Raw genomic sequence first — 12076 nt, 5'->3', positions numbered from 1 at the left:
GGGTTCCCACACTGCCAGCCGTTGGAGTCTATCTAACTCACTCACCCCTGAGCCGAAATTAATGTCATTCACTTCAGAATAAACTGCTTAGGCTAAAGCATCTTGGCAAGATTTCCACTATAATCGCCACATTTAACATCTAAGCCATTATCCATAGAGAACCACATGATAGAGATAGGAAAACGCTGCACCTTAGAGATCGTCAAACGCGTCGATTTTGGGGTGTACTTAAATGCCCATGAATTCGGCCAGGTATTACTGCCAAATAAAGTTGCCCCTCAAGGCTGCGAAGTAGGCGATAGCGTCGAGGTCTTCCTCTATCTGGACTCAGAAGATATGGTGATCGCCACCACCAAGCGTCCCAAGGCGCAGGTAGGCCAATTTGCCTACCTTAAGGCAGTCGCGACCGGTCCTTATGGCGCCTTCTTGGATTGGGGCCTGGATAAAGATCTCATGTTGCCCTTCGGTGAGCAGCACAGGGAGATCGAGGTGGGACGCTCTTATCTGGTCTATGTCTATGTTAACAGCGCCGACGATCGCATCGTGGCCTCATCGAAAATAGACAAGTTCCTCGACCGCACTCCACCGCCCTATCGCAACGGCCAAGAGGTGAGCCTGATCATTGCCGGCACCACAGACCTTGGCTACAAGGCCATCGTCGACAATGGCCACTGGGGGGTGCTGTATAAGAATGAGGTATATCAACCCCTCAAGTTTGGTCAGCGCATCAAAGGCTTCATCAAGCGCGTCAGAAGTGATGACAAGATCGACCTGATCTTGCAGCGCGGCGCCAAAGAGGAGCTGGACAAGCACGCCACCGCCATCTTGATGAAACTCAACCAGGCTGGCGGCTTCCTGCCCCTCACCGATAAGACAGATGCCGAGGTGATCTACGCCGAGCTTGCCATGAGTAAGAAGGCCTTCAAAAAAAGCATCGGCGGCCTCTACAAGCAGCAGAAGATCGCCATCGAGGCAGACGGTATCCGCCTGACTGAATAGAAGTTAGGCAGCGAAAGCGCCAAGCCTCTGATTGTCTTTGCATAAAAGCATGGCTCTGTTATAACAGGGCTATGCTTTTTTTATCTGGGTACCAAAATCATGAAACTCACCTCCCATGAAGCGCGTGTGATAGGTTGTCTGCTGGAAAAAGAGAAGACAACGCCAGAGCAATATCCCCTCTCCCTCAACGGCCTCACGTTAGCCTGTAACCAAAAATCGAGCCGCGAGCCTGTGATGAACCTGTCGGAATCTGATACCCAGGCCGCGCTGGACTCTCTGGCGAAGAAACGCCTGGTGGCCGAACAGAGTGGTTTCGGCTCGCGCGTCGTCAAATACAAGCACAGATTCTGCAACACCGAATTTAGCGATCTCCAGCTGAGCGAAGACAAGGTCGCCATCATCTGTCTCTTGCTGTTAAGAGGACCGCAGACTGCAGGTGAGCTAAGAACCCGCAGCAATCGCCTATATGGCTTTAACGATGTCGCCCAGGTCGAGCAAGCCCTCAATAGCCTAGCGCAGATGGAGCCGGCGTTGGTTCGTCAGCTACCTAGAGAGCCGGGTAAGCGCGAATCACGTTTTATCGAACTCATCAGCGAAGCTGAGGCGCAGCTCGATACTCAACTGGCAACGCAGCTAGCGCCAGAACTAGGGCAAGCGAGTAGCCAGGCAAATGATGAGCTTGTGGAGCGCGTCGCGCTGCTCGAGCAGCAAGTCGCCGAGCTAAAACAGCAAGTTGCCGAGCTCTTAGGCAAAATTTAACAACAATCTGAAACATTTAGACAAACAGATGAATGTTAGGCTGAGCCTTCATTAACATGATAAAGGAATCATCTTTGGATAATCTTACTCCGCGCAGTTCATGGAACGCAGCCTTGGTGTTGGCCAGGTTCGAACTGAAAAAAATCCTCTTTAGCACAAGAGGCATGATAGGCCTGGCCACCTTCGCGCTAACCTGGTGCCTCATCCTCTGGTACCCCATAAGACAGGCTTCTTTCTACCTGTTTTCGCCTGACTTTAAGCAGCTACTCGAAGGCGTATTTGGCGCCGCCAATGTGGGAGAGCTACTCTCGTGGGACGTGGCCGAGATGGCCATTTTATGGGTCGCCGCGCTCTACCTCTTCCCCATCTTCAGCCTGTTTGTGGGCGCCGATCAGTTTGCCTCTGACAAGGCCAGAGGCAGCTTTCGCTTCCTCACCCTGAGAGTCAGCCGCGACACCCTGTTCTTCGGTCGGGTCACTGGCTATCTGCTGATCCAGGCGATACTGCTGATACTCACTCTGGTGGCGACACTATTACTGGTGGCCTATCGCGACACGGCTTTGGTATGGGCCGCCATGGGCTCTGGGGTATTGGTATTTATCAATATCATGATCGTCCTGGCCCCCTTTACCGCCATGATGGCAATCTTGTCACTGCACGCCAACTCGGCGAGACAGGCGAGCATATATGCAGTGCTGTTCTTGGCGGGTAGCACCATAGCCAACGGCATCATCTCCTATTATCTACCTGGACTGAGCAACATACTGCAATGGCTGGTGCCCGGTGCCCAGCTGGATATGATGATCAATACCAAGGGCCTGAGCAGCCTTGCCATAGCAGCCATTCCTCTGCTTCAGGCCGGTGTACTCCTGCTATTAGGAAGAAGTTATATGGCGAGGATCGCACTATGAAGCTAATCACCTGTAAGGCGCTGAGCAAGCAGTTCGGCAGCAAACGCGCACTCAACGACATCAACCTGGAACTCAGCGCTGGCCAACCTATCGCCCTGGTCGGCCCCAACGGTGCGGGCAAGACCACCCTGTTTTCGCTGCTATGTGGCTATATTCGCCCAACAGAAGGAGCTGTCGAGATCTTAGGACACGCCCCCGGCAGCACGGCGCTCCTGGGTAAGGTTGCCGCACTGCCCCAGGATGCGCGGCTCGATCCTAACCTCACCATAGCAGCGCAGCTGGAGCTGTTTGCCCAGTTACAAGGCTTTAATGCCGCCGCGGCGCGCCGGGAGTGCCAGCGGGTGTTGGCCTTGGTTGATCTGGCAGAGGTCGCTGCGCAAAAGCCCTCCTCTCTTAGCCATGGCATGAGCAAGCGGGTGTCGATTGCCCAGGCACTCATAGGTTCACCCGAGTTGGTACTGCTCGATGAGCCGACCGCTGGACTGGATCCCGCCAACGCCAAGGCGATACGCGAGTTAGTGCGTGCTCAGGTAGGCAAGACCACCTTCGTCATCAGCTCACACAACCTAGCGGAGCTGGAGAAGCTGTGTGACAAGGTACTCTATCTGGATAAAGGCGTGCTGAATCAATCTATCTCGATTCAAGATGAACTGGCCGACGAATATCTGACCCTGACTATGCAGAGCTGCGATGACGAGGCGCTGATGGCGGCGCTAGAGGCGCTGCCTCAGGTCATATCGGTGAAATCCAGTCAGAGCAAGGAGTTTGTGATCCACTATCAGGTCACGGCAGGCTTCGCACTGGAAACCGAGCTATTCGCCCTCTTCAATCGCCAAGACTGGCGCTACCGGGCCATTCAACGAGGCCGCACCCTGGAAGACAAGCTATTCTCACAGGCTTAAGCCAGAATGTCACTGAGATAAAGTGGCACTAATCCGGAGTGTCACGCATATAAAGTGACACTTAAGCCAGAATGTCACTGAGATAAAGTGGCACTAATACAGAGTGTCACTTAAGGCACGGCGCCTATGCCGTGCCCGCTAACTAACTGCTGCGCTTAGGCTGACCGCCTCAACTCTTTCACTCTCAACTCTCTAACTCTTTACTCTTCGTCTCTCACCCGCTCTTTTGCCCTAGTCTCCCAATGCTGGAACCGGGGGCCGAAACTGGAAACTGGAAACTGGAAACTGGAAACTGGAAACTGGAAACTGGAAACTGGAAACTGGAAACTGGAAACTGGAAACTGGAAACTGGAAACTGGAAACTGGAAACTGGAAACTGGAAACTGGCACCATAGGCTGAAACCTGAGGCTGGCAACAAAAACTGGTAACGAATCTCGACTCGCATCGTAAATTCGCGGAAGCGAAAATCAAGCATGAAAGATAGGCCGTGGATTTGGCTTCAAGAATGGGCTTTGCGGGAAATTGCAGACAAAAAAAGAGCTGTGATACTCATCACAGCTCTTGGAATTCTGTTTTTAGGTAACCCTGGGTTACCCAAAGGTCAGCTTAGATAACAGTTACGTTCTCAGCTTGTGGACCTTTTTGACCTTGAGTCACAGTGAACTGCACTTTCTGACCTTCGTCTAGAGTTTTGAAACCGTCAGAGTTGATCGCACGGAAGTGTACGAAAACGTCTGGGCCAGACTCTTGCTCGATAAAACCAAAACCTTTGTCAGAGTTGAACCACTTAACAACGCCAGTAACTTGAGACATGATATAAATCCTGTAACTAAATAAAATAAAGCCTTAAACGGCAGTAGAGCTGGAAAATGCCGGTATTACTTATGTTAACAGGACGAACTGGTCGTATTGAACACATAAAGTTAAGCCCAACCTTCAAGCTGAGTTCACTATAAATCATTCTGACCGTATGTCAACAAACATTAAAAGGCGCAAATCCTATTTTTTACTTACATATCTGTCAGTTGTTACAAAAAAACCTTCTAAAACTTCGTGTAAAAACACTAAGTTTTTTTAAGCGGATAAAAAACACAAATTAAACAAGGATTAACCAGCTAGCAGGCCCGAAAGACCTCAAGCTTAAAATCCAGCTCACAACTCAAGGGCTTGGATGTCAGCAAGGCGCGCTGCGCATCGGTAAATTTCCAATTGTATGGGGTCATCGCTAGAAAATGGCCGATATCCGCACTGTCGCTGATGGTCATAGATTGCGTCAGTCGCTCGCTATGCAGACGCTCGAACCCCGCTATTTGGCTGTCCACCTCTGGATTTGGCCTTGGCTGGTCATAGATCACCTGCTTAAGGGCAAAGTGATGCTGGGGGCCCGCCGAGACAGTGATCAGAATGGCGCCTGGTTTAGCGACGCGTCTAAGCTCGTCATCTTGCGACGGCGCGTAGATGCGCAGCATGAAGTCGAAACTGTGATTGGCGAAGGGCATCTCGAAGCTGCTTGCCACACAAAACTGAATATCCGGATAGCGCTTGGCCGCATATTTAAGGGCCGACTTAGAGATATCCAAGCCACTGAGACTAAACGCCTCGGCGCTGCCCATAGCCTGTTGCAGTCTGTGGCTGTAGTAACCCTCGCCGCAACCTATGTCCAGCCCATGACGAGCCTCACCGGCATATTCCTGCGCCAGGGCATTTACCCTATCGCTCATCGCCTCATAGTATCCCTTGTTGAGAAACTCCCGCCGGGCGAACATCATCTCTTTGTTGTCGCCGGGATCTTTAGAGCGCTTCTTCTGCACCGGCAACAGGTTGACATAACCCTCTTTGGCACAGTCGAACCTATGATTTGCCTCACAGCACCAGGTGCGATCTATGAGTGACAGCGTGCGCTGACAGATAGGACAAAGGTAATTCATTACAATATTCCAATACTAGTCGGGTCATAAACCGACTAGTCGTCTAAAAACATCTGCTCAACCATGAGGTTAAGTTCGGGTGGTGCCAGCAGCTGATAGGACTCCAGCTTGCGCTGCAGCGCCTCGAGATCCTCATGCTGATTGGCGGCATGTTGCCAGTTAGGACGCTGCACCTTCTGATAATAATGATGGGACAACAACTGCTTCTTGCGTAGCAACTGTTCATCCACCTTGGTCACCTCGCTTAAGATCACCCCGTGCTGCTTCACATCGCCGTGGTTGGCAAAATGGGCCAGTTCCTGACGAACCAGCTCTATCTCACCTATCTCCAGCAGCAGCGCCTCGGCGTTCTGGCTGAGATCTTCCGCCCGGGCAAGTACCGCCTTGGCTCTTCGCAGCTCCAGGGGACCGCCGAAGAGTCTCAGGTCGCGCTCCAGGGTCACCAGCAACCATTTCTGATCAAACTGCGGCCTAAAGCACACGCTATCGCCCTGGCTCTCAACCGCTATCACCAGACCTTTACGTAGCCTTTCGGCGCACATCACGGGCGAGATCCCAAGTGCGCTAAACAGACGCCAGCCCTGACCGTGGGAGCGGTGTAAGATCTCCTCTTGAGGCATTGCTGCATCAAGCGCAGGCGCCTCCCCGGACACTAGCTCGCAGATGAGGTAAGGATGAGATCTTAAGATCAAGCCCTTGTCGCTACACGCCTGAGTCACCACGCATTCGAGCAGGTGTCCCCCCATGGTCTGCAGCAGGCTAAAATCGCTCACCGACTCACGCAAACGCAGATGCAACTGACGCCTCTGGGTCAGTTCGATAAATTGTGGCTGAGTCAGTAAGGGTTCAAACATCGGGTTATTCCTCGTTAGCCGACCATTGTAACTGGCCAACTGAGCCGCTGCCAACTTCAAAATGACGCGATTTCAATCAAATAGGGAAAATAAACCGTTAAATTAGTGCAGGCGCAAACTAGGGTGCTATGATAAGTGCCACTATTCACACGCTACCTTACGCTATGCCTGCAAATAACCATCCCAGCATCTTCTGGCACGACTACGAGACCTTCGGCGCAAACCCGGCCAAAGACAGGCCGTCTCAGTTTGCCGGTATTCGAACCGATATGGATCTCAACATCATCTCTGAGCCGGTAACCTTCTACTGTAAGCTGGCCAGCGACTACCTGCCCTCGCCTGAGGCGATCCTTATCACCGGGATCACGCCCCAGCTCGCCAATCTCAAGGGGATGCCGGAAGCGGAGTTTATGGCCAGGATCAATAGCGAGTTTTCCCAGCCCAACACCTGTGTGGCTGGCTATAACTCGCTGCGATTCGACGATGAGGTGACCCGCTACGGTTTCTACCGTAACTTTTTTGATCCCTACGCGCGGGAGTGGCAGAACGGCAACAGCCGTTGGGACATCATAGATCTGGTGCGCGCCTGTTATGCGCTAAGACCCGAAGGCATCAATTGGCCCGAGAAAGAGGATGGCAGCCCGAGTTTTAAGCTTGAACACCTCACACAGGCCAACAACTTAAGCCATGACAAGGCTCACGACGCCATGTCAGATGTGTACGCTACCATCGCCATGGCCAAGTTGATCAAAGAGCGTCAGCCAAAGCTATTCGATTACTACTTCAATCTGCGTAAGAAGAATGAAGTGAGCAAGCAGATCGACGTGCTGAACATGCAGCCTCTGATACATGTCAGCTCCAAGATCAGCGCCCTTCACGGCTGTACCACGCTGATCGCGCCGGTGGCTCACCACAGCACCAATAAGAATGCGATCATCTGCGTCAATCTGGCCATGGATGTCACGCCGCTGATTGAACTGAGCGCCGATGAGATCCGCGAGCGCATGTATACCCCAAGGGCCGATCTCGCCAGCGACGAGCTGCCAATCGGTCTGAAGCAGCTACACATCAACAAGTGTCCCTTTATTGCAACCGCCAAGACACTCACAGACGGCAACGCCCAGCGTTTAGAGATAGACAAGGAATTTGCCCGCGCCCAATACAAGCGCCTGCGTCAACATCCTGAGATCAGAGAGAAACTGGTGGCCGTCTTCGATACCGAGCATGGCAATGAGATAAGCGATCCGGATCTGCAGCTCTACAGCGGTGGCTTCTTCAGTCACGCCGACAAGAGCAAGATGGAGATCATACGTCATACGGCGCCGCAACACTTAGCCGCGCTGGAGCTCGACTTTGACGACGAGCGTCTGCCGGAAATGCTGTTTCGCTACCGCGCCCGTAACTATCCGGAAACCCTGGATGATACCGAGCAGCAACGTTGGCGCACCTTCTGTCAGTCACGCCTGAATGACCCTGACTATATGATCAAGCTGGAAACCTTGGTCAACGACACAGAGGCTGACGAAGAAAAACAGAAGTTATTGACGGCTTTGTGTCATTATCTTAGCAACCTGTAGCCGAAATTGCGGTGATTTGGGGGAAATGGCGATCAAAATGGGCGTCAGATCCCGTTTTCATGGTAACTTAGTTACTAAAATGATTTTCCAATAGCTTAACAATTAAGGATAAAGCTCATGCAAGATAGATTTGTTCACTGCATAGCTCAACTGCCTCAACCTTTGGCAGATCAATTAGTCCCTTTATTGAACCAGGACTTCGTGGGGCATATGGACGCCCAGCAGGTAGCTGACTTAGCCGCGGCCACGCAGATGAGCCAGGATGAGTTGCTGTTAGCCCTGCTGCCCATCGCCGCCGCACTTGCCAAGCCGCCCATTAGCGAGTTTTATGTGGGCGCCATCGCCAAGGGCGCCAGCGGCGACATCTACATGGGGGCCAACCTGGAACTGGACGGCGAAGCCCTGTTCCATAGCGTCCATGCCGAGCAGAGCGCCATCAGCCACGCCTGGTTAAGCGGTGAGACTGGCATCGAAGATATCATAGTCAACGCCTCTCCCTGTGGTCATTGCCGCCAATTCATGAACGAGTTGGTCGAGGGGCAAGCCATCCGCATCCACCTGCCTGAGCAGGCCACTCAGCCCTTGTCTCACTATCTGCCCTACGCCTTCGGTCCGGCCGATCTGAATATCAAGACGCCACTGCTCTCCAAACAGCAACACGAGTTTGCCCTGGAAAGCGCCGATCCTATGATCATCGAGGCGCTGGATCATCTCAGCCTGAGCTACGCGCCCTATAGTGAAAGCTATGCAGCCGTGGTGTTAGAGACCCGAGATGGCGCGACCTTCTGCGGCCGCTATGCGGAAAACGCCGCCTTCAACCCTTCCATGCTGCCGATGCAGATGGCATTGTCGGCCATGGCCAGACATAACCGTGATTTCAGCGAGATCAACCGCGCCGTGTTGATCGAATCCAGCCAGGGCAAGATCTCCTTGGTAGGCGCCACCATGGATGCCCTGCACGCGGTTGCCGCCGTAGAACTAGAACACATCATGGTCGATCCGGTTTAAGGTCTGATTCCACACCTTAAGGATCAAAAAAGGACTGCTTGGCAGTCCTTTTTATTATCTAACAAGCAGGTTATAGATACCTGGATGGTGGCATTAGCCGCGGCTCTTCTCCAGACGCGCTAACAGACTTGAGGTATCCCAGCGCTGTCCGCCCTGAGCCTGAACCTCACTGTAGAATTGGTCCACCAGTGCAGTTAACGGCAGGTGTGAGCCATTACGGCGCGCCTCACCCAGGGCGATGCCTAAGTCTTTGCGCATCCAGTCGACGGCGAAGCCAAAGTCATATTGACCCTGCCACATGGTTTGATAGCGATTCTCCATCTGCCAAGATTGTGCGGCGCCTTTGCTGATCACCTCAACCACCTTCTCGCCATCTAGACCGGCGCTGCGTGCAAAATGCAAGCCTTCGGCCAGCCCCTGTACCACACCGGCGATACAGATCTGATTCACCATCTTAGTCAGCTGACCGCTGCCCACTTCACCCAGCAGCTCGGCGCAGCGGGCATAGGCCTGCATCACCGGCTTGGCGGCCTCGAAGTTGGCCGCTTCGCCGCCCACCATGACGGTCAGCACGCCGTTCTCGGCGCCGGCCTGTCCGCCAGAAACTGGCGCATCGATAAAGCCAACCCCTTTGGCCTTAGCCGCGGCGCCAAGTTCGCGCGCCACATCTGCCGATGCCGTAGTATGGTCCACCAGTATGCTACCCGGCGCCATGGCCGACAGCGCGCCGGTATCACCCAGCACCACAGAGCGCAGATCGTCATCGTTACCGACACAGACAAACACAAAGTCTTGTCCCTTGGCGGCCTCATTTGGGGTGGCACACCAGTTACCGCCATAGGTATCACACCAGGCTTGTGCCTTGGTCTGAGTACGGTTGTAGACAGTTACCTCATGACCATGCTTCACCAGATGACCCGCCATAGGGTGTCCCATCACGCCTAATCCTAAAAATGCTACCTTTGCCATCTTCTGTCCTATCTCTTTGTTGTTTAATACTGCCTGTTCACCTTCTTGAAGAAAGGTTTTATTTGGGGGTACAAGGCCTCGAAGGCTGTAAATACGCGGGCATATTGTGCCACATGAGCAGCCTCGGGTTCGAATTTTTCGCCAAGACGGCACATCTGACCTCTGGCACTGGCGAGATCTCGGTAGATCCCCGCGCCCACGGCGCAGCACATGGCCGCACCAAGTCCCGAAGCTTCATGCAGCGATAAACGCTCCACGGGACGATTAAAAATATCGGCGCACATCTGCATTACCAGGTCGCTCTGGGCACCGCCGCCCGTGATGCGAACCACCTTGAAGGGTGAACCCTTGAGTCTTTCCAGGCGAAGCAGCCCCTGTTTGAGGGTCATCAGGATCCCTTCGATGGCAGCGCGGTAAAGATGCAGCCTGCCATGCTCTGGGGTAAAGCCGACTATGCTACCTCTCGCCTCGGGGCCTGGATAGATAACGCCCTGGGCCCAGAGCGGACTCAGCAAAAGACCATCTGCGCCCACAGGCACCTTGGCAATAGCCTGGGTGATATACTGCTCAGGGCTGATGCCAAGCCTGCTGGCCTCGGCCACATCCTGGGCGCCAAACTGCTCAATGAGCCAGCTCAGCAGCCAGAAGCCTCGCTCTAGCTGGATCTCGGTAATATAGTCATTTGCTTCGATCGAGGGAAAAGCTGGAAGATAACGATAGGCCTCGCGGTAGCGCTCACCGCCCCAGGCAAGTATGGCCGCGCTGCCAAGGCTGATACAGGCAATATCCTCTTCACCGCAGCCCGCGGCGTAGACTTCGCAGGCCTTATCGGCACCGGCGCCATAGACGGCAAGGCCAGGTGTTAAACCAGAATCCTTGGCGAAATGCTCACTCACCTGGCCCAACTGCTCGGTCGGGGCGGTCAAGGGCACCATCTGCGATGGACGGCAAGCAAGCGCCTGCCAACGCCAGCTGCGCGAATGCGCCCAGGCTTTGCGGCGATAATCGAAAGGCAGATAGGCGACCTGTGAGGCCTGACTATCAACTAGCCTGCCGGTTATCTGCCCGATGAGGTAGCCGCTAAGCAGCCCCACCTTATCGGCTGCTGCTAGCCTGTCTTTTTGGTGCTCTAGAAGATAGTTTACCTTCGCCGCGCGGCGCAGATAGGCGATACGTCGACTGAGACCGACACAGAAAAACCCCAGACGATAGTACCAGGCCATGGGCGGCGGATTATCGCTCGCCAGGCGTCTGTCGGACCACATGTAGACGGGCGATATCGCCTGCCCCGCGTCATCGAGCAGCACAGTGCAGGCCCTCTGGGTCGTCAGCGCCATCCCCTTAATTTGTGCAGGCAACACCTGAGTGTGCTCAAACAGGCCGCGCACCACATCCACCAGTTGGCGATAACAATAGTCGGCCGATTGTTCACTCTCGCCAGGCGCGCCGTCACGATAGGGCTGTACGACATGCTGCCGTTTAGCGACTAGCTGTCCCTGGCGGTCGAACACTAAGGCTCTAACGCTCTGGGTGCCATAGTCCAGGGCGAGAAAATAGGGATTCTCGCCCGTGCTAGCAGTAGAAGCGGGAGTTGAAGTTAAGGTCATAGACAATAATAAAAGACCAAAGCCTAAGGCTTGAGGTGGGCCTCCATCTCGGCGCCGATCTTCTTACGCATCTCCATCAGGCGGATGGCAGAGTCGCGCATCACCTTGTCTGATTCGGTGACCGGCACCCACTCGGGTACTGGAGAGGGTTGACCAGAATCATCCACCGCCACCATGATCACGATACAGTGTGTGGTAAGATGCCGCTCGGGATGTTTGGGATCGCCCGCCTTGACATCTATCCCCAGGTGCATCGAGGTGCGACCTGTATAGATCACCTTGGCTCCCACCTCGACGATGTTGCCCACATGAATGGGTTTGACGAAACGTATCCCCCCGGCGTAGGCGGTGATGCAGTATTTGCCGCTCCACCCCGCCGCGCAGGCATAGGCGGCTAAATCGATCCATTTCATGACCGCGCCACCGTGGACCTTGCCACCGAAGTTTACATCGGCCGGCTCGGCCAAAAATCGCAGGGTGATCTCTCTATCTTGTCCCGCCATCACAGCCACCTTATCTCATTGATTAAAACTAAAGTGTACTGCAAATACCTTGGCGATA

General features: G+C 53.9%; 12 protein-coding genes. 6 read left to right on the top strand and 6 right to left on the bottom strand.

Annotation, left to right across the window (positions count from 1 at the left end; translation table 11 throughout):
• The first annotated feature begins 165 nt into the window (after positions 1–165).
• From K0H80_RS08240 to K0H80_RS08225, 4 genes are all read left to right on the top strand, one after another.
• Complete coding sequence (locus K0H80_RS08240) at positions 166–999, top strand: CvfB family protein (protein WP_220044929.1); 834 nt, start codon at positions 166–168, stop codon at positions 997–999.
• Between the two features lie 99 nt (positions 1000–1098).
• Entirely contained in the window at positions 1099–1758 is a 660-nt protein-coding gene (locus K0H80_RS08235) for a YceH family protein (RefSeq protein ID WP_220073665.1), read from the top strand.
• Positions 1759–1832: 74 nt separating this feature from the next.
• Complete coding sequence (locus K0H80_RS08230) at positions 1833–2669, top strand: ABC transporter permease subunit (protein WP_223294779.1); 837 nt, start codon at positions 1833–1835, stop codon at positions 2667–2669.
• Positions 2666–3571, top strand: coding sequence for an ABC transporter ATP-binding protein (locus K0H80_RS08225; RefSeq protein WP_220073664.1), 906 nt, complete (start codon positions 2666–2668; stop codon positions 3569–3571). The genes K0H80_RS08230 and K0H80_RS08225 overlap by 4 nt, the downstream gene beginning before the upstream one ends.
• Before the next feature lie 607 nt (positions 3572–4178).
• Here the strand turns inward: K0H80_RS08225 and K0H80_RS08220 are convergent.
• From K0H80_RS08220 to K0H80_RS08210, 3 genes are all read right to left on the bottom strand, one after another.
• Positions 4179–4385 (bottom strand): cold-shock protein, encoded by a 207-nt coding sequence (locus K0H80_RS08220; RefSeq protein WP_011865413.1) that lies wholly within the window; start codon positions 4383–4385, stop codon positions 4179–4181.
• A 302-nt stretch (positions 4386–4687) separates the two neighbouring features.
• Positions 4688–5500 carry a 23S rRNA (guanine(745)-N(1))-methyltransferase gene (rlmA, locus tag K0H80_RS08215; protein WP_220073663.1) on the bottom strand — a complete coding sequence of 271 codons (813 nt, stop codon included), beginning with the start codon at positions 5498–5500 and terminating at the stop codon, positions 4688–4690.
• 35 nt (positions 5501–5535) lie between these two features.
• Positions 5536–6354, bottom strand: a complete 819-nt coding sequence (locus K0H80_RS08210) for a hypothetical protein (protein WP_220073662.1) — start codon at positions 6352–6354, stop codon at positions 5536–5538.
• Positions 6355–6518: 164 nt separating this feature from the next.
• Between K0H80_RS08210 and sbcB the strand changes: the two genes are divergently transcribed.
• Together sbcB and cdd are read left to right on the top strand one after the other, a co-directional pair.
• Positions 6519–7931, top strand: a complete 1413-nt coding sequence (gene sbcB / locus K0H80_RS08205) for an exodeoxyribonuclease I (protein ID WP_220073661.1) — start codon at positions 6519–6521, stop codon at positions 7929–7931.
• A 117-nt stretch (positions 7932–8048) separates the two neighbouring features.
• Positions 8049–8939, top strand: a complete 891-nt coding sequence (cdd, locus tag K0H80_RS08200) for a cytidine deaminase (protein WP_220044921.1) — start codon at positions 8049–8051, stop codon at positions 8937–8939.
• Positions 8940–9032: 93 nt separating this feature from the next.
• On the opposite strand, the gene K0H80_RS08195 is transcribed toward cdd, so the two are convergent.
• From K0H80_RS08195 to K0H80_RS08185, 3 genes are read right to left on the bottom strand one after another with little or no spacing between them, the layout of a single operon-like run.
• Entirely contained in the window at positions 9033–9908 is an 876-nt protein-coding gene (locus tag K0H80_RS08195) for an NAD(P)-dependent oxidoreductase (RefSeq protein ID WP_220073660.1), read from the bottom strand.
• A 23-nt stretch (positions 9909–9931) separates the two neighbouring features.
• Positions 9932–11515 carry an FGGY-family carbohydrate kinase gene (locus K0H80_RS08190; RefSeq protein ID WP_220073659.1) on the bottom strand — a complete coding sequence of 528 codons (1584 nt, stop codon included), beginning with the start codon at positions 11513–11515 and terminating at the stop codon, positions 9932–9934.
• Between the two features lie 23 nt (positions 11516–11538).
• Entirely contained in the window at positions 11539–12018 is a 480-nt protein-coding gene (locus K0H80_RS08185) for an acyl-CoA thioesterase (RefSeq protein WP_144198743.1), read from the bottom strand.
• Positions 12019–12076 lie beyond the last annotated feature (58 nt).

It is taken from the genome of Shewanella aegiceratis (genome assembly GCF_019457495.1).
Taxonomy (GTDB): domain Bacteria; phylum Pseudomonadota; class Gammaproteobacteria; order Enterobacterales; family Shewanellaceae; genus Shewanella; species Shewanella loihica.
The sequence above is the reverse complement of the archived record's forward strand: the minus strand, read 5'-3'. Positions and strand labels throughout refer to the sequence as shown.